General features: G+C 67.2%; 17 protein-coding genes. 3 read left to right on the top strand and 14 right to left on the bottom strand.

Annotated features, from left to right (window positions below; genetic code table 11):
* Positions 1-81 precede the first annotated feature (81 nt).
* The 6 genes from ABNQ39_RS06655 to ABNQ39_RS06680 form a co-directional block, all read right to left on the bottom strand.
* Complete coding sequence (locus ABNQ39_RS06655) at positions 82-3,582, bottom strand: DEAD/DEAH box helicase (protein ID WP_376959591.1); 3,501 nt, start codon at positions 3,580-3,582, stop codon at positions 82-84.
* A 204-nt stretch (positions 3,583-3,786) separates the two neighbouring features.
* Positions 3,787-4,452: a phosphatase PAP2 family protein gene (locus tag ABNQ39_RS06660; protein WP_376959592.1), complete on the bottom strand. Its 666-nt coding sequence runs from the start codon at positions 4,450-4,452 to the stop codon at positions 3,787-3,789.
* Between the two features lie 105 nt (positions 4,453-4,557).
* Positions 4,558-5,952: a PleD family two-component system response regulator gene (locus ABNQ39_RS06665; RefSeq protein WP_376959593.1), complete on the bottom strand. Its 1,395-nt coding sequence runs from the start codon at positions 5,950-5,952 to the stop codon at positions 4,558-4,560.
* A gap of 41 nt (positions 5,953-5,993) precedes the next feature.
* Positions 5,994-6,401, bottom strand: a complete 408-nt coding sequence (locus ABNQ39_RS06670; protein WP_098739544.1) for a response regulator — start codon at positions 6,399-6,401, stop codon at positions 5,994-5,996.
* A 297-nt stretch (positions 6,402-6,698) separates the two neighbouring features.
* Entirely contained in the window at positions 6,699-7,415 is a 717-nt protein-coding gene (locus tag ABNQ39_RS06675) for a GGDEF domain-containing protein (protein ID WP_376959594.1), read from the bottom strand.
* A gap of 255 nt (positions 7,416-7,670) precedes the next feature.
* The gene (locus tag ABNQ39_RS06680) at positions 7,671-8,699 is read right to left on the bottom strand and encodes a 2-hydroxyacid dehydrogenase (RefSeq protein WP_376959595.1); all 1,029 of its coding nucleotides are present in this window, start codon (positions 8,697-8,699) and stop codon (positions 7,671-7,673) included.
* A gap of 108 nt (positions 8,700-8,807) precedes the next feature.
* On the opposite strand from ABNQ39_RS06680, the gene ABNQ39_RS06685 reads away from it, so the two are divergent.
* Both ABNQ39_RS06685 and ABNQ39_RS06690 read left to right on the top strand, forming a co-directional pair.
* Positions 8,808-9,665, top strand: a complete 858-nt coding sequence (locus tag ABNQ39_RS06685; RefSeq protein ID WP_376959596.1) for a cell envelope integrity EipB family protein — start codon at positions 8,808-8,810, stop codon at positions 9,663-9,665.
* 163 nt (positions 9,666-9,828) lie between these two features.
* On the top strand, positions 9,829-10,056 hold the full coding sequence (locus ABNQ39_RS06690) for a hypothetical protein (RefSeq protein WP_098739542.1): 228 nt from the start codon (positions 9,829-9,831) through the stop codon (positions 10,054-10,056).
* Between the two features lie 86 nt (positions 10,057-10,142).
* On the opposite strand, the gene ABNQ39_RS06695 is transcribed toward ABNQ39_RS06690, so the two are convergent.
* Positions 10,143-11,462 (bottom strand): replication-associated recombination protein A, encoded by a 1,320-nt coding sequence (locus ABNQ39_RS06695; protein WP_376959597.1) that lies wholly within the window; start codon positions 11,460-11,462, stop codon positions 10,143-10,145.
* Between the two features lie 10 nt (positions 11,463-11,472).
* Positions 11,473-11,838, bottom strand: coding sequence for a hypothetical protein (locus tag ABNQ39_RS06700; protein WP_146255487.1), 366 nt, complete (start codon positions 11,836-11,838; stop codon positions 11,473-11,475).
* 124 nt (positions 11,839-11,962) lie between these two features.
* On the opposite strand from ABNQ39_RS06700, the gene ABNQ39_RS06705 reads away from it, so the two are divergent.
* Complete coding sequence (locus ABNQ39_RS06705; RefSeq protein WP_098739539.1) at positions 11,963-12,235, top strand: hypothetical protein; 273 nt, start codon at positions 11,963-11,965, stop codon at positions 12,233-12,235.
* 28 nt (positions 12,236-12,263) lie between these two features.
* On the opposite strand, the gene ABNQ39_RS06710 is transcribed toward ABNQ39_RS06705, so the two are convergent.
* The 6 genes from ABNQ39_RS06710 to ABNQ39_RS06735 form a co-directional block, all read right to left on the bottom strand.
* A complete protein-coding gene (locus ABNQ39_RS06710) occupies positions 12,264-12,842 on the bottom strand; it encodes a YqaA family protein (RefSeq protein ID WP_098739538.1) in 579 nt (192 codons plus the stop codon).
* A gap of 151 nt (positions 12,843-12,993) precedes the next feature.
* A complete protein-coding gene (gene rplQ, locus ABNQ39_RS06715) occupies positions 12,994-13,422 on the bottom strand; it encodes a 50S ribosomal protein L17 (RefSeq protein ID WP_098739537.1) in 429 nt (142 codons plus the stop codon).
* A 161-nt stretch (positions 13,423-13,583) separates the two neighbouring features.
* Positions 13,584-14,600 (bottom strand): DNA-directed RNA polymerase subunit alpha, encoded by a 1,017-nt coding sequence (locus ABNQ39_RS06720; RefSeq protein WP_098739536.1) that lies wholly within the window; start codon positions 14,598-14,600, stop codon positions 13,584-13,586.
* Positions 14,601-14,735: 135 nt separating this feature from the next.
* The gene (gene rpsK / locus ABNQ39_RS06725) at positions 14,736-15,134 is read right to left on the bottom strand and encodes a 30S ribosomal protein S11 (RefSeq protein ID WP_012974490.1); all 399 of its coding nucleotides are present in this window, start codon (positions 15,132-15,134) and stop codon (positions 14,736-14,738) included.
* A 15-nt stretch (positions 15,135-15,149) separates the two neighbouring features.
* Positions 15,150-15,518 (bottom strand): 30S ribosomal protein S13, encoded by a 369-nt coding sequence (rpsM, locus tag ABNQ39_RS06730; protein ID WP_012974491.1) that lies wholly within the window; start codon positions 15,516-15,518, stop codon positions 15,150-15,152.
* 251 nt (positions 15,519-15,769) lie between these two features.
* Positions 15,770-16,246, bottom strand: a complete 477-nt coding sequence (locus tag ABNQ39_RS06735) for a tetratricopeptide repeat protein (protein WP_376959598.1) — start codon at positions 16,244-16,246, stop codon at positions 15,770-15,772.
* Positions 16,247-16,528: the final 282 nt, after the last annotated feature.

Raw genomic sequence — 16,528 nt, forward strand, 5'->3', positions numbered from 1 at the left:
GACAGCCACTAAAATCTTCTAAATTGATAGGGAATTTGCACAAAAAGATGGCGCCGCCCTTTCCATCGAACAAGCGTCCCCCTACTCCTCGTCGCCGTCGCCGAGCAGATAGTCGATGTCGCCGCCGTCCAGCGCGCTGACCAGCCCCTTGCCCTCGATGGTGGCGTCGGACAGGCTGCCCTTGCGGCGCTGGAGGTCGAGGATGCGCTCCTCCACCGTATTGGCAGCGATCAGCTTGTAGACGAAGACTGGCTTGTCCTGGCCGATGCGATAGGCGCGGTCGGTCGCCTGATCCTCGGCGGCCGGGTTCCACCAGGGATCGTAGTGGATCACCGTGTCGGCGGCGGTCAGGTTCAGGCCGCGGCCACCGGCCTTGAGGCTGATCAGGAAGACCGGGATCTCGCGGTTCTGGAAGCGGTTCACCGGTTCGGCGCGGTCCAGCGTGCGGCCGGTCAGCTCAACGTAGGGGATGCTGGCCTTCTCCAGCTCCAGCTTGATCAGGTCGAGCATGCTGGTGAACTGCGAGAAGATCAGAATGCGCCGGCCCTCCGGCACCATCTCCTTCACCATCTCGGTCAGGGCATGCAGCTTGGCGCTCGGCCGCGCCTTGCCGCCGAGCGCCGCGATGGATTTCAGCAGGCGCGGATCGCAGCAGACCTGTCGCAGCTTCAGCAGCGCGTCGATCACCGCGATGGCGTTCTGGCCCAGCCCCTTGCCGCTGGCGGCCAGCGCCGCGCGCACCGTCTCGTTCACCGACAGGCGGATGGTCTCGTAGAGGTCGCGCTGGTCGCGTTCCAGGTCGATGCGCACCACCACCTCGGTCTTCGGCGGCAGCTCCTTCGCCACCGCCTCCTTGGTGCGGCGGAGCAGGAAGGGGCGGATGCGACGCATCAGCAGGTTGGCGCGGGTGTTGTCGCCGCGCTTCTCGATGGGCACGCGGTAGCGCTTGCCGAACTCCTTGCGGTCGCCCAGCAGGCCCGGCATCAGGAAGGCGAACTGGCTCCACAGCTCGCCCAGATTGTTCTCCACCGGCGTGCCGGACAGGCAGAGCCGGTGCCGCGCCGGCAGCGCCGCCACTGCGCGGGTCGCCTTGCCGTCGGGATTCTTGATCGCCTGCGCCTCGTCCAGCACGATCATGTGCCAGGTCAGGCGTTTCAGCAGGTCGACGTCGCGCGCCACCACGCCATAGGTGGTGACGACGATGTGGGCGCGGTCGATCTCCGACAGCTTGCCGTGGCGGTCGACGCCGTGCAGAACCACCACCCGCAGATGCGGGGTGAAGCGTTCCGATTCCGCCACCCAGTTCGGCACGAGGCTGGTCGGCACCACCACCAGGCAGGGCTCGGTCAGCCGGCCCTCATGCTCTTCCATGGCGATGTGGGCCAGCGTCTGGGCGGTCTTGCCGAGCCCCATGTCGTCGGCCAGGATTCCGGCGACGTTGTTGGCGCGCAGGCTCTGCATCCAGGCGAGGCCGCCGCGCTGGTAGTCGCGCAGTTCGCCCTTGAAGCCCGGCGGCGGGGTCATGTCGCCCGGCATCTCGTCGGCGCGCAGGCGCTGGAGATAGCCGTCGATCTGCGCCGTCTCGTCGCCGCGCCGGGCGATCAGGTCGTCGATGTCCAGCAGCGAGTCGGCCTCGGCCAGCGGCACCTTCAGCCGGTCGCCGCTGCTGCGCCCGCTGTCCAGCATCGCTTCCAGAACGCTGAGCAGTCGCTCGATCCGCTCGGCCGGCAAGGCCAGGACGTTGCCGTCGTCGAGAACGATGTGGGCGCGGCCGTCGATGATCCGGGTGGTCGACAGGCCGCCCTTCTCCACCAGCCGGGCGAGGATCGGCAGCAGCGGCTGGCGCTCGCCGTCGATCTCGACACCGACATCCAGGTCGAACCAGCCGTCGCCGGCATCGCGCACGGCGACCTCGACCTCGGCGCCCGGCTCGATCACCTTGGTGCCGAAATCGGCGCCGACCTCCATGATCCAGCCGGCCTTGGTCAGGGCGGGGACCTCGTTGGTCAGGAAATGCTGCCAACGCTCCTCGACGTCCCGCCCGGTCAGCCAGTGGACGCGCGAGCCGCGGGCGTTCAAGGCACCCTTGGGCGGCTCGATCCGCGCCTGGGCGAAGCCGAGGCCGGACAGCCGGTCCAGCGCCGCCTGCTCGTCGGCCTTGTCGCGGCGGACGAAGGTGACCTCGTTGAACTCATCCTCGTAGCGGGCGAACTGGCGCTGGTCGTCGGGCTCGATCTCCACCGCATTGCCAGGTTCGCCATAGTCGAAGGACAGGCGCAGCACGTCGACCAGCCCATCGGCCGGCGTCACCACGCGGCCAAGGCGGGCGATGATGCGGGGGGAGCGCTCGACGATGGCCGCGGCATCCGCCGCCCCGCTGCGCACGCCGGGAATGCCGCTGTCGCGGAAGCTGGGGGTGGCGATGGAAGGCGGCGGGGCGATGCGCGGCATCGACGGAGCACCGCTGCGCGACGGACCGAACAGGCGCGACGGGGTCGCCTTCGATGGCACCGGCGGCGGTGGCGGGGCGGCTGGGACCGGCTTGGCCTTCGGCACCTCCACCACCTGGAGATCGACCGGGAAGACGGTGCCGGTGGCGCTGTCGACGCACCAATAGGACTGGCCCTTCACCAGCACGCTGCGTTCGGGCAGGCCGGTCGGGCGCAGCTTGCGCGTGGCCGGGTCGCGGAAGGTGCGGACGGTGCGGCCCGGCGCCTCGGCCAGCGGGGTGCCGTCGCGCCAGCGCAGGCGGCCGGTGGAGAGCAGGCGGCGCAGCAGGCGGTCCACCACTTCGCCCCGGCTCTTGGCGACGGGGGTGCGCTCGGTGCCGCCGCTACCGAGCAGCCGGGCGATGGCGCGGTCGGCATCGCCGTCCAGCGAGCGCGGCGCCTTGGCCAGCACGTCGCGCGGGGTGGCGGGGCTGCTGTCGGCCGCCCCCTCCGCCACGAACTCCGCCAGGATGTAGCAGGCGACATCGCCCTGCCCCGGCTCCAGAATCCAGCGCAGGCTGCGCTCCGGCTCCGGTTTCGGGGCCGAAGGTGGTGGCGGGGGCGGCGCCACGCTGCGGACCGGCGGCGGAACCGGCGGGCGGACCAGGGTGAGCGGCGGTTTGGGAGCAGCCGGCGGCACGGGAGGAGGCGCCGATGGCTGTACGGCGGCCGCCGGCGGGGATGCGACCGGAACCGGCGGCGGAGAAGGAGGCGGGACGAGCGGCGCCTTCACATCGGCAACGTCGAACAGGGAGGCTCGGCGCCATTCCGGACGGCTTTCCAGCGCCAGCATCGCCGCCGCCGCCATGTGGGCGCAGGCGTTGCGGCCACAGGAACAGGTGCGGTCGAGCACCACGCTGCGCTTGCCCTGCACCGGGGTGACCGTCACCGACAGCCGGCGGCCGAGATCGCTGACCTCGGCCTCGATCCGGTCGCTGCCGGGCGCACCCAGCGTCACCGCACCCGTCATCATCAGCGTGCGGCTGCGCTGCAGCGTCTTGGCATCGAAGACGCGCGTCAGGTCATCCTGACCGAAGGGGACGGCGGCGCCACCCGACGAAGGGCCACGCGGCAAGGCATCGAAGAGCGACATGCGGTGCGGGGGTGACCAGGGCAGTTTGGATGGATCGGGTGCGGAAATGGAACGGAACGGAAACGGGGCGTCGGTATAGGATCTTACGCGGCGCAGCGCAAGCCTTTGGCTTAAGCATCGACGTGCACGGCGCCGTGTTGGCGGGACCGTGCGCGGCCGTCCGTCATAACACAGGACGCCGCCGGCTTCACCCCGGTTGGTGACTTATCCGCGGCTGCCGGGAAAGACGCAGCCGGCCAGCTCGCACAGGCCGGCCCCGCTGCCGAGCTGATGGGCGGCCCAGCGGATGGTCCCCTCCACGAAGGACGGGTCGCCGGCATGGACCAGCAGGGCGAGCCCGAGCACCATCGCACCCGCCAGCCAGGGAGAGGGACGCAGCCGTGGGGCGCCGTCCTTGCGGCTGCTCCACAGGAACAGCAGGGCCGACAGCCCGCCGATGGTCAGCCCGGCCACCACCTCCGCCCCGGAATGGGCCGAGACGGCGACGCGCGAGGCCCCGATGGCCAGCACCAGCGCCACCGCCGCCAGCGGCAAGCCGATGCGCAGCCAGCGCGAGTCAGCATTGCGCGCGGCCAGCGCCGACACCGACCCGTAGAAGACGGCGGAAAAGGCGGCATGGCCGCTGGGGCTGATGAAGCGGTCGCCGGCGAACAGCGAGGGGAACAATGGAAAGTCCGGCAGGCCGCAGCCATGCCCGATCAGCTTCAGCACGACCATCGCGCCAAGGCAGAGCGCCAGGGCCAGCAGCCAGCGCAGCGCCAGCGGCGCCGAGTGGTGCCGCCACAGCGCGGTCGCATAGAGGGCGGACAGTGGAACGAGAAGGCTGCTGCTGCCCAGATGGGTGATGGCGCCGCTGGCGGTGGCGAGCATCTGATCCCCAATGATGCCGGTGGAAAGGAACGGCTTTGCCACATGGTGCGGCGCAGCAGGGACAGCAAGGGGACGAAAAAGAGGTGCGGACGTCTGGTCCGCCCCTCAACCCTCCAACTGGTCGGCGCGGGCGTCGGCGATCACGCAGTTGCGGCCCGAACGCTTGGCCTCATACAGTGCCTCGTCGGCACGGCGGACCAGACCCTCGGCGGTATCGCCCAGCCGGCCGCCGATGGAGATGCCGATCGACACCGTCACGTTGATCTCGCCGCGGTCGGCCGAGACGGCGAAGGGGAAGTCGGCGATGCGCGAGCGCAGGCGCTCGGCGACGATCAGCGCCGCTTCGCCGTCGGTGTCCGGCAGGATGACGATGAATTCCTCGCCGCCCAGCCGGGCGACGAGGTCGAAGGTGCGCAGGTTGCGGCTGGCCCGGGCGGAGACCTCGCGCAGCACCTCGTCGCCGATGGCGTGGCCGTAGGTGTCGTTGACCACCTTGAAGTGGTCGATGTCGAACATCAGCACCGACACCGGCTTGTGGCTGTCGATGGCGCGCTCCAGCAGCCGGGGCAGATGGGCGTTGACGTAGCGGCGGTTGAAGACGCCGGTCAGGCTGTCGGTCAGCGCCATCGACAGGCTCTGCTCGTAATTGGAGCGCAGCCGTTCCTGATAGCGCTTGCGCCGGATCTGGGTGCGGGCACGGGCCAGCAGTTCGTTCCGGTCGACCGGCTTGATGACGTAATCGTTGGCGCCGAGTTCCAGCCCCTTCGCCACCTGCCCCAGGTCGCCGTCATCGACCATCAGCAGAATCGGCACCTGCCGGGTGCGTTCATGCGAGCGCAGCTGCGAACAGAGCCGCAGCCCGTCCTCGTTCAGCAGGGTCAGGCTGACCACCACCAGATCGAGCGGGCTGCCCAGCGCACGTTCCAGCGCCTTGGCGCAGGTGTCGGCAGAGGTCACCGTGTTGTGGTCGCGCTCCAGCGTGTCGGTGACCTTTTCGAGGTCGAGCGCGGAATCCTCCAGCACCAGCACGCTGGCGCGCTCGAAGGACTCGCTCAGCATGGTGCCGCTGCGCTCGATGACGCCGAACTGGCCCGACGTGGTTTCGCGCAGGCGCCACTCGTCCATCATCATCTTCAGCCGCACCAGCGAGCGGACGCGCGCGAACAGCGCGATGTCGTTCACCGGCTTGGTCAGGAAATCGTCGGCTCCCGCCTCCAGCCCGCGGACGCGGTCGGCGATGTCGGACAGCGCCGTGACCATCACCACCGGAATGTGCATGGTGGCGGGGTCGGAACGGATCTTCTCGCAGACCTCGAACCCGTCCATGCCCGGCATCATGACGTCCAGCAGGACGATGTCGGGCGATTCCTTCCGCACCATCTCCAGCGCGTCGGGTCCGTTGAAGGCGGTCAGCACATTGAAGTATTCGCGCGTCAGCTTTGCCGCGAGCAGCTTCACATTGGGCAGAACGTCATCGACAACTAGGACACGCGCGGACATCGGAAGGGAAATCCTGCAGAATTGGCACAGATGAAAGCGACTTATCCGAGAAACTTTTTGACTGTTTCAAGGAATTTCACGACCGAGATGGGCTTCGCAACATAGTCCTCGCAGCCGCCCTGGCGGATTTTCTCTTCGTCGCCCTTCATGGCGAAGGCGGTGACGGCGACGACCGGGATGCTCTTCAACTCCGGATCGTCCTTGATCCAGCGGGTGACCTCCAGCCCCGACACTTCGGGCAGCTGGATGTCCATCAGGATCAGGTCGGGACGGTGCAGGCGCGCCAGACGCATCGCCTCCATGCCTTCGCGGGTCTGCAGCGTGCCATAGCCGTGCGCCTCGAGCAGGTCATGAAAGAGCTTCATGTTCAGCTCGTTGTCCTCGACGATGAGGACGGTCTTGGTCGGCTTACCACCGGTCTCCAATGGTCCGCACGGCTCCGCTGGCATGCATCCTCCCTGGGTGTGACCCCCGCGTTCACGCTGTCCCGTTCACGCGGTCCGATGCCGCACCTTGCGCACCGCGGACGCGCTTCCCCCGGCAGGCCGAAGGCGCGGTCGCGGGACCGCAGATCCGGTATACCCCCTTTCTGATTAGGTCGCGACGGTTAAATAGTCGTTACCGAACCGCTGGCCGGCATCCCTTATCGGACTGCGATCGCCCTGTCGGAAAACGGAAAACCACCCGCGGCGGACGCGGGCGGTCTCGATTGTCCTGAACAGCAACTGCGGGCAGGGCTGGCCTTCTCAGGCCGCCCGCTTCGCCTTGCGCTTGGCGTCGCGGCGGCGGGCGCCCTTGGCGCCATACATCATGGCGTCGGCGCGGCGCATCACCTCGTCCTCGCTGTCCTCGGCGCCATAGGGCTGGGTGCCGACGGAGAAGCGGACCGGCAGGGTCTGGCCACCCCATTCCACATGGGTGGCGTCGGCGATGGCGGCCAGTTGGCGGGCGCGGGCGAGGCCGTTGGCGGTGTCGGTGTTGGTCAGCAGCACGACGAACTCGTCGCCGCCCAGCCGGGCGACGACATCCTCCTGCCGGACATTGCCGACGATCATCCGGGCCACCTGCCGCAGATAGGCGTCGCCGGCGACATGGCCGTGGGTGTCGTTGATGGCCTTGAAGCCATCCAGGTCGATCATGACCAGCAGCCCGCCGGCGGTGCCGTTGCGCCGGGCCGAGGCCAGTTCGCGCCGGAAGTGGCTGTAGAAGCCGCGCCGGTTCAGGAGGCCGGTCAGCTCGTCCGTCATCGTCAGGCTTTCCAGGTAGGCGACACGCTCCTGCAACTCGGCGATCGTATCCTTTGCTTCGGCAAGCAACGCGATCGTCTCGTCCAGCGCCTGGCGCTCGGTCCCCCGCAGAAGCCCGACGCGCGAGGCCAGCGCGACCGGTGACCAGCCTGCCGGCACGTCGAAACGGTCGGCGGCATGATGCTTCAGGTCCAGGGCGGCGACGATGGCGTTCATGGGGTCGGCTCCTCTGATGAAGGTCGGAACACTTCGCCTTCCTCTAAGCAACCCCCGTGCCAACCCGCAGCACCCCGGAGATACCAAGCATTTTATGCATTTCCGGCGGATTGCGCCGGTGGATCATCCGGCAGGGGTGGAGCCTCTTACCCACCAGACCGGCATCTTCTGCCCACTCCAATCGTTCGGGGCAGGAAATCCCTGCCGGGAAGCGTGGGCAGCGGAGGGCGGCCGGCAAAAGGCTCCACCCGCCCATCACACCACCCGGTCCGGCGCCGGCCGGCCGGCCGTCACCGCGTCGACATTGTCCAGCGCCTTGAACCCCATGGCGTTCCGCGTCTCCACCGTGGCGCTGCCAAGATGCGGCAGCAGGAAGGCGTTGGGCAGGTCGCGATAGCCGGGATGCAGGTTCGGCTCGTTCTCGAACACGTCGAGCCCAGCCGCCGCGAGACGCCCCCGCTTCAGCGCGTCGATCACCGCGCCGTCGTCCACGACGCTGCCACGCGCGGTGTTGATCAGGATGGCGCCGGGCGGGAGCCGCTCGATCCGGTCGGCGTTCAGCCAATGTCGGGTTTCCGCCGTGGCCGGGAAATGAAGCGACAGGACATCGCACACCGGCAGCATCGCCTCGGGATCGGCGTGATAGGTGGCGCCCAGTTCCAGCTCCGGGGCCAAGCGGCGGCGGTTGCTGTAATGGATGGTCATGCCGAAGGCGCGGGCGCGGGCCGCCACTGCCTGCCCGATGCGGCCCATGCCGACGATGCCCAGCCGCTTGGCCCCGACATGGGTGCCCATCAGCTGGGTCGGAGTCCAGCCGGTCCAGGCGTTGGCCCGGATCATCCGCTCGCCCTCCGAGGCGCGCCGCGCCGCGCCCAGCAGCAGAAGTAGGGCAATGTCAGCAGTGGCGTCGGTCAGCACGTCAGGCGTGTTGGTGATGGTCAGGCCGCGGGCGCGCGCCGCCTCCAGGTCGATGTGGTCGGTCCCGACCGAGAAGGTCGCCAGCACCCGAACGCTTTGCGGCAGGGCGGCGATGGCGGCGGCGTCCAGCCGGTCGCCGGCACAGCAGAGCACGGCATCGGCCCCGACCTCAGCAGCGCGGGCGGCGATCTCCTGTCCGCTGAAGGCGCGGTCCTCCGGGTTGAGCACCGCCCGGTAGTCGCGCGACGCCCGCGCCTCCACCGCGTCGGGAAGGCGGCGGGTCAGCAGCAGCACGGGCCGGGCAGAGGGGTTGGCGGCGGGACTGTCCGACTGCGTCACTGGCTGCACCTCGGCAGGGCTTGTCATTCCGGCGGTTCCCTTCCATTGATAGGACATTCGGGTGGCGGGCCTTTCGGACCGCGGCAAAAACACCCATACTCCACCAAGAGCCGTCAATCACCTGTGGATCCCGTCTTGCTCGACCGTCTCTCTGCCCTCCCGGCAACCGTTGGTGCGGTCTTCGCAGCCGCCGTTTCCGCCGGTGCGCTTCTCGCGGCCTCCCCTGCCCTGGCTCAGCCGGCCGCGACCTCGCTGGCGGCGGTGGCGGCCAAGATCCAGCCTCACCGGGCAATCTACGCCATGTCGCTGGGGTCGGCGCGCAACGGCTCGAAGGTCAGCGACGTCCGTGGCCGCATGATGTTCGAATGGGCCGACGCCTGCGACGGCTGGACGACGGAGCAGCGCTTCCAGCTGCGCTTCGTCTACAGCGAGGGCGAGGACATGGCGATGAACACCAACTACACGACGTGGGAGGCTAAGAACGGCCTGCGCTACCGCTTCAACGTCCGCAAGCTGGTGAATGGCGAGGTCGACGAGGAGGTGCGCGGCGAGGCGAACCTGAGCGAAGGCGGCGCCGGCAGCGCCCAGTTCACCAAGCCCGATCCGCAGGAGATGGAGTTGCCGGCCGGCACCATGTTCCCGACCGCCCACACACTGGCGATCCTGGATCATGCCGAACGCAAGGAGCCCTTCTTCACCCGCACCATCTTCGACGGGTCCGACGCGGAGGGCCCGACCGAGGTGTCGACCGTCATCGGCAAGCCCGGCGCGCCGAAGGATTCGGCAAAGGATCCGCTGCTGAAGGTGGGCAAGGCCTGGCCGGTCCGCATGGCCTTCTTCCCGGTGCAGAGCGATTCGGCCCAGCCGGAATATGAGATGAGCCTGCATCTGCTGGAAAACGGCATCGCCGAGTCCATGCAGATCGACTATGGCGATTTCACCGTCAACGCCGTGCTGGAAAAGATCGAGGCTCTGCCGAAATCGGGCTGCTGATACGCCGGCGGGCCGTGACATTTCACCGTGCGTTTACCGGCCTGTGGGATGTTCGACGGTTTCCCTGTTGATCGCGACATGTTGCTGCGCTTAACTGTCGGTTGAGTTTTGCGCAACAGGCCGGCTCCCCCATGGGTGACCGGCCGTCCGAGGGTTTTCCGTCATGAGCAAGAAGCATGTCCAGATCGGGCAGGTTTTCCAACCGGTCGGCAGCGCCGGCGGCCGCGGTTGGCGGGTGACGGCAACGGTCAACCTGCTGGGCATCCCCCACGCCCGCGTCGTCAGCACCGAGGACGAGGGCGTCTCGAAGACCCTGAGCTGTTCGGTCCTCGCCGACACCAGCCATTACCGCCTGATCGCCTCGGCCCCGGCCGATGGGATGGCGGCGTAAGAACCTCTTGTTTCCGGGCAAGTCGTTCGCCCTGTCCCGCGCGTCGGCGCAGGACGGGGCGAAATCTCTTTGCCTAATCGCTTTGCTTATTCCTCTCCCCGCCGCTCGCGCAGCTTGGCCCAATAGTCCAGCCGCTTGCGCAGATCGCGTTCGAAACCGCGCTCCACCGGCTGGTAGAACTCGCGCCGCGCCATCCCCTCGGGGAAATAATTCTGGCCGGAGAAGCCCTCCGCCGCGTCGTGGTCGTATTCGTATCCCTTGCCGTAGCCGATTGTCTTCATCAGCTTTGTCGGCGCGTTCAGGATATGCTTGGGCGGCATCAGCGAGCCGGTCTCCTTCGCCGTCCGCATAGAGGCCTTGTAAGCGGTATAGCCGGCGTTCGACTTCGGCGCCGTCCCCAGATAGATGACCAGCTGTGCCAGGGCCAGTTCGCCCTCCGGGCTGCCCAGCCGTTCATAGGCCTCCCACGCGGCAACCGCCTGGGTCAGGGCATTGGGGTCGGCCAGCCCGATATCCTCCACCGCGAATCGGGTCAGACGCCGCGCGATGTAGCGCGGGTCCTCGCCGCCGTCCAGCATGCGGCTGTACCAATAGAGGGCAGCGTCGGTATCGGATCCGCGCAGCGACTTGTGCAGGGCGCTGATGAGGTTGTAGTGCCCTTCCTGCGACTTGTCGTAGAGCGGGGCGCGGCGCTGGATGGTGGCGGCGAGCGCGTTGGTGTCGAGTGTCGTTTCGCCCGGCAGCGCGAACAGCTCCTCGCACAGGTTCAGGCAGAAACGGCCGTCGCCATCGGCCATCGCCTTCACCGCGGCACGCGCATCGGCGTCCAGCGGCAGCGGCCGGCCCATCTCCGCCTCGGCCCGCGACAGCAGCTTTTCCAGCGCCGTGTCGTCCAGCCGATTCAGCACGAACACCTGCGCCCGCGACAGCAAGGCGGCGTTCAGTTCGAAGGACGGATTCTCGGTGGTGGCGCCGACCAGCGTGACGGTGCCGTCCTCGACGAAGGGCAGGAAGCCATCCTGCTGGGACCGGTTGAAGCGGTGGATCTCGTCGATGAACAGCAGCGTCCCCTGCCCCGCCACCCGGCGGGCACGCGCGGCGTCGAAGACCTTGCGCAGGTCGGCAACACCGGAGAACACCGCCGACAGCGGTTCGAAATGCAGATCGGTGCTGTGGGCCAGCAGGCGGGCGATGGTGGTCTTGCCGCAGCCGGGCGGCCCCCACAGGATCATAGAGGCCAGCCGCCGCGCCGCGACCATGCGGCCCAGCGGGCCGTCGGGTTTAAGCAGATGGTCCTGCCCGACGACCTCGTCCAGCGTGCGCGGGCGCAGCCGGTCGGCGAGCGGACGGGGAGCCGCCGCAGAGAACAGCCCGGCATCCCCGCCCGACTCGCCGCGCTTTGCCATGACCGCCGCCTCAGCGCACCGAGGTGCAGCGCTGGTAGCACTGCTTCAGCTGGTAGCTGCAATTGTCGGTCGGGCTGAAGGGAGTCGAGTCGGTGCGGTCGATGCCGCCCTGGTTGCGGGCCGCGACCGAGTCCATGCAGGAATTGTGGCTGCGCTCGCACTGGGCCTGGCAGGACGCGCCGGCACCGGTGCCCCCGTCGATCCGCAGCGACTGGTCGTCGGCGCCGGCGCGCGGGGTGGACGGTCCCGGGACCACGGTAACGGTGGGCGCCGGGCCGGCGGCGGGGCGCGAGGCCGGATCGGCGCAGGCCGACAGACCGAGCAGGGCCACGGCCACGAGCGGGGCAACGAGACGAACCGGACGGAACATAGCCACGACGGCTCCTATTGTTCTTGTTGTGGGAATGGCCTTTGGCATGACGGAATGCCACACCCCTCTGGACCATCCCCCATTCGGTCCCCACTATGCCGATAACCGTAGCAAGAAGGGAATGACTGAAATGACACCGGAATCGGACGGCAGACCGACACGCAACCCGGCGCGCCACCGGTCCTTGCGGCTGCTGCTTGCGCTGCTCGTCCTCGGACTCGTCATGCTGGCCTCGCGCGTGCTGGCGCTGCCCAACATCGGCATGGGCGAGATGATCGTGCCGCTGCTGGGCGGGCTGTTCGTGGCGGTCGCCATCGTGCTGATCGTACGCCGCGACCGCGCCGACCGCGACGCCCTGCCCCCGTCCCGGCGCGACCGCCAGGACCAGGGAATGCCGGACTGATCGGCCTGGACCGATCTAGAGGGCCCGGTTAGACGAACTTGAAGCTGAGGAGGCCGCCGACCACCACGACCAGCAGGACGGTGGCCACCAGCATCAGGCGCTTTTCAATGATGTGCTGAACCTGCGGGCCGTAGAAGTGCAGCAGAATGGCGATCATGTAAAAGCGGGAAAAGCGCGCGACGATGGAACAGAGGATGAAGACCGTCAGGTCGAGATGGGCGAAGCCGGCGGTGATCGTCAGCAGCTTGTAGGGGATCGGCGTCACCCCCTTCAGGATCAGGAACCAGGGGCCGAACTCGGAGAACATCTCCTGGAAATGCTGGAACGACTCCTGCGCATTGTAGAAGTCGATGATCATCCGCCCGACGCTCTCGAACAGATAGAATCCCAGCGCATAGCCCAGCATTCCGCCGAGCAGCGACGCGAAGGCGCAGATGTTGGTGTAGAACCACAGCCTCTTCGGCTTCTCCAGGCACATCGGCACCAGCATCACGTCCGGCGGCAATGGGAAGAAGGAGCTTTCGGCGAAGGAGATCGCCGACATCCACCAGACGGCATCGTCGCGGGCGGACAGGCGCTGGAGGCGTGTGTAAAGAGAACGCAACATTTGACCGGCCACAAATGAGAAAACCCTTCCTCCGGCGAACCGGAGGAAGGGCCTAATATATCACCGATATCGGCGATCCCGTCCTGTGCGATACGGGGCCCTGGGACCCAATGCCGCACAGGGCGTGAGACCGGCGCGATTGCCGGTCATGTTACTCGGCGGTCTCGCCTTCGGCCTCGGCGACGTCCTGCGTCGGGCCGGAGTTCTGACCCTTGGCCGCAACGTCACGCTCGACCAGCTCGAACACCGCCATGTCGGCGGCGTCGCCGTAGCGGAAGCCGGCCTTCAGGACGCGGCTGTAGCCACCCTGACGGTCCTTGTAGCGGTCGGCCAGGACGGTGAACAGCTTGGTCACCGTCTCGTTGTCGCGCAGCTGGGCGAAAGCCAGACGACGGTTGGCCAGGCCACCCTTCTTGCCGAGCGTGATCAGCTTGTCGACGATCGGACGCAGGTCCTTCGCCTTCGGCAGGGTGGTGGTGATCTGCTCGTGCTTGATCACCGCGTTCGCCATGTTCGAGAACATGGCCTTGCGGTGGCTGCTGGTCTTGCTGAACTTACGTCCCGAAACGCCGTGACGCATGGCGGTCCTCCTTCATGGCATGGCCCCCCTCGGGGAGCCGATCGTGAACCCCGCCGCCCAGTCGTAATGCTGGTACGGCAGCCGGGTCGGGCCGTGGTGGCCCTGGGGAATGCGCCCCTCCCGCCCGGAGGCGGACGGGGCGCGGCAGAATGCTGAGATGCTTAGTACGGCTCTTCCAGACGCTTGGCCAACTCTTCGATGTTCTCGGGCGGCCAGTTCGGGATTTCCATACCGAGGTGCAGGCCCATCTGGGACAGCACTTCCTTGATCTCGTTCAGCGACTTGCGGCCGAAGTTCGGGGTGCGGAGCATTTCCGCCTCCGTCTTCTGCACCAGATCGCCGATGTAGACGATGTTGTCGTTCTTGAGGCAGTTGGCCGAACGGACCGACAGTTCCAGCTCGTCCACCTTGCGGAGCAGGTTCTTGTTGAATGGAACCTCCTCGTGCTTCTCCTCGGAGACGGCGTGCGTCGGCTCCTCGAAGTTGATGAACAGCTGCAGCTGGTCCTGCAGGATGCGGGCGGCGAGAGCCACCGCGTCGTCCGGCTTGACCGAACCGTTGGTCTCCACCGTCATCGACAGGCGGTCATAGTCGGTGACCTGCCCGACGCGGGCATTGTCGACCTTGTAGGAGACCTTGCGGACCGGGGAGAACAGGGCGTCGATCGGAATCAGGCCGATGGGCGCGTCTTCCGGACGGTTCTGGCTGGCCGGGACGTAGCCCTTGCCGGTCTCGACCGTCAGTTCCATGTTCAGCCGCGCGCCGTTGTCCAGCGTGCAGATGATCAGTTCCGGATCCATGACCTGGATGTCGGGACCGGTCTCGATCATGCCGGCCTTGACCTCGCCCGGGCCTTCGGCGCGCAGACGCATGCGCTTCGGGCCGTCGCCGCCCATGCGCAGACCCATCGTCTTGATGTTCAGGACGATGTCGGTCACGTCCTCGCGGACGCCGGGGATGGACGAGAACTCGTGCAGCACGCCGTCGATGTGGATCGACGTGACGGCGGCACCCTGCAGCGAGGAGAGCAGGATGCGGCGCAGCGCGTTGCCCAGCGTCAGACCGAAGCCGCGTTCCAGCGGCTCGGCGACCACGGTCGCAAAGCGGTCGGCGTCGTCACCGGGCTGGATGTCCAGCTTGCTCGGCTTAATCAGTTCCTGCCAGTTCTTCTGAAGCACGGATCGACCTCAAGATGCCATCGGGTGAACACGAACCCGCGGGGCCCGAGCCATTCCCATGCTGAGGGGACCGCGATGGCTGCGGCCCCCTGTCCCGGAATGGCTGGTCCCCGCGGGTGCGGAAACAAAGCTAGATCAGACGCGGCGCTTCTTCGGCGGGCGAACGCCGTTGTGCGGGATCGGCGTGACGTCGCGGATCGACGTGATCTGGAAGCCGATCGACTGCAGGGCGCGGAGAGCGGACTCACGCCCCGAACCCGGACCCTTCACTTCGACTTCCAGGGTCTTCATGCCGTGTTCCTGAGCCTTGCGGCCAGCGTCCTCGGCAGCGACCTGGGCGGCGTAGGGCGTCGACTTGCGCGAACCCTTGAAGCCCATGGTGCCCGACGACGACCAGGCAATGGTGTTGCCCTGCGCGTCGGTGATGGTGATCATCGTGTTGTTGAACGAGGCGTTCACGTGAGCGACGCCGGCGGTGATGTTCTTGCGCTCGCGACGACGCAGGCGCTGAGAAGCGGCGGAGGGCTTGGCCATTTTGCGTTCGTCCTCTTACTTCTTCTTGCCGGCGATCGGCTTGGCCGGACCCTTGCGGGTGCGGGCGTTCGTGTGGGTGCGCTGGCCGCGGACCGGCAGGCCCTTGCGGTGACGCAGGCCACGGTAGCAGCCCAGGTCCATCAGACGCTTGATGTTCATGGCGACTTCACGACGAAGATCGCCCTCGACGCGGTAGTCGGCGTCGATGGTCTCGCGGATCTTCAGGACTTCGTCGTCCGTCAGCTCGTTGACGCGACGCTCGGCCGGGATTTCCAGCTTCGCGCAGATTTCCTTGGCCTTGAAGGGGCCGATGCCATGGATGTAGGTCAACCCGATCTCCACACGCTTCTGCGCGGGGATGTTGACGCCAGCAATACGCGCCACGCTACTCTCCTCAGTCTCGATATCTCAACGGCAGCCCGTCGGGCCGCCTACACACCGAGCAAATCCCGCCCGACACAAGACCGGGACCGGGAACGCACAATGTTACCCGCCACCCACGCAGGGCGGCGAGAGGGTGCGACTATAGGAAAACCCTGGGACTTGTCAAGGCCGAATGACCGGCGGCACCCGAACGACGACCGGGCCAGGCTGCAACAAGGCCAGGACAGCGAACGAAAGACCCGGCCTGAACGCTACAGATCGGTTCCCGCCCGGCGATTGCGGATCGCATCGGCCTGCGCCCGAACCCGCGTCAGATGCGGATTGATCTTCAACGCTGCATCGAAGGCGCGCAAAGCAGGCCTCTCGTCGCCCAACGCCAGATAGACCAACCCCAACTCCACCAGCGCCCCGAAGTGGCGGGGCTCCAGCGACAGCGCGTGATGCAGATCCAACATGGCGCCGCGATAGTCGCCCAGCATGTAATGGGTGGCGGCGCGCTTGTTCCAACCTTCCGCATAGGACGGGTCGCGGGCGACCACGGCGTCGAAGGCGTGCAGGGCCGAATCGTAGTCGTCGCCGTTCAGGCTGTTCACCCCGGCGCGCATGTCGCGCACCATCACCGGGTCGGGATGATCGAGCCAGAAGTCCCAGATATGCTCCTCCACCGATTCGGCATATGTCGCGTCGGCGGTGGTGTTCAAAGCCTGGAAAAGACTGTCCAGACGCATGTTCCCCTGCCCTGCCCCGGCCGGCACCCCGAGGGTCAGCGTCAAAAGCACAGTCAAGGAAAAGAAGCGTCGAATCGTCATGCTCCAAATTTGGGCACGGATTCGCCGAACTGCCAACTATTTTTTGGTTGCAAAACGATAATGAATTGGTCATTGGCCGCCGACCTATGTCCCTTATGCCGTCGGTGCAGGCGGTGGGCCGGTCTGGAACGGACGCCTTATGCTCCTGTTTCCATCCCCCGTCCCTTGAAACGGCGCCGTCCCTTGAAACGGCAAACGGCC

Source organism: Azospirillum sp. A26 (genome assembly GCF_042604635.1).
Lineage (GTDB): Bacteria > Pseudomonadota > Alphaproteobacteria > Azospirillales > Azospirillaceae > Azospirillum > Azospirillum palustre.

Excerpts from the sequence above, each read along its gene's own strand:
- rpsK (WP_012974490.1), bottom strand. The coding sequence starts at position 15,134 with ATGGCCAAGCCCTCCGCCGCTTCTCAGCGCCTGCGTCGTCGCGAGCGC.
- ABNQ39_RS06670 (WP_098739544.1), bottom strand. The coding sequence starts at position 6,401 with ATGCCAGCGGAGCCGTGCGGACCATTGGAGACCGGTGGTAAGCCGACC.
- ABNQ39_RS06675 (WP_376959594.1), bottom strand. The coding sequence starts at position 7,415 with ATGAACGCCATCGTCGCCGCCCTGGACCTGAAGCATCATGCCGCCGAC.
- ABNQ39_RS06735 (WP_376959598.1), bottom strand. The coding sequence starts at position 16,246 with ATGCGTCTGGACAGTCTTTTCCAGGCTTTGAACACCACCGCCGACGCG.
- ABNQ39_RS06660 (WP_376959592.1), bottom strand. The coding sequence starts at position 4,452 with ATGCTCGCCACCGCCAGCGGCGCCATCACCCATCTGGGCAGCAGCAGC.
- ABNQ39_RS06680 (WP_376959595.1), bottom strand. The coding sequence starts at position 8,699 with ATGACAAGCCCTGCCGAGGTGCAGCCAGTGACGCAGTCGGACAGTCCC.
- rplQ (WP_098739537.1), bottom strand. The coding sequence starts at position 13,422 with ATGCGTCACGGCGTTTCGGGACGTAAGTTCAGCAAGACCAGCAGCCAC.
- ABNQ39_RS06690 (WP_098739542.1), top strand. The coding sequence starts at position 9,829 with ATGAGCAAGAAGCATGTCCAGATCGGGCAGGTTTTCCAACCGGTCGGC.
- ABNQ39_RS06710 (WP_098739538.1), bottom strand. The coding sequence starts at position 12,842 with ATGTTGCGTTCTCTTTACACACGCCTCCAGCGCCTGTCCGCCCGCGAC.
- ABNQ39_RS06705 (WP_098739539.1), top strand. The coding sequence starts at position 11,963 with ATGACACCGGAATCGGACGGCAGACCGACACGCAACCCGGCGCGCCAC.
- ABNQ39_RS06655 (WP_376959591.1), bottom strand. The coding sequence starts at position 3,582 with ATGTCGCTCTTCGATGCCTTGCCGCGTGGCCCTTCGTCGGGTGGCGCC.
- ABNQ39_RS06665 (WP_376959593.1), bottom strand. The coding sequence starts at position 5,952 with ATGTCCGCGCGTGTCCTAGTTGTCGATGACGTTCTGCCCAATGTGAAG.
- ABNQ39_RS06695 (WP_376959597.1), bottom strand. The coding sequence starts at position 11,462 with ATGGCAAAGCGCGGCGAGTCGGGCGGGGATGCCGGGCTGTTCTCTGCG.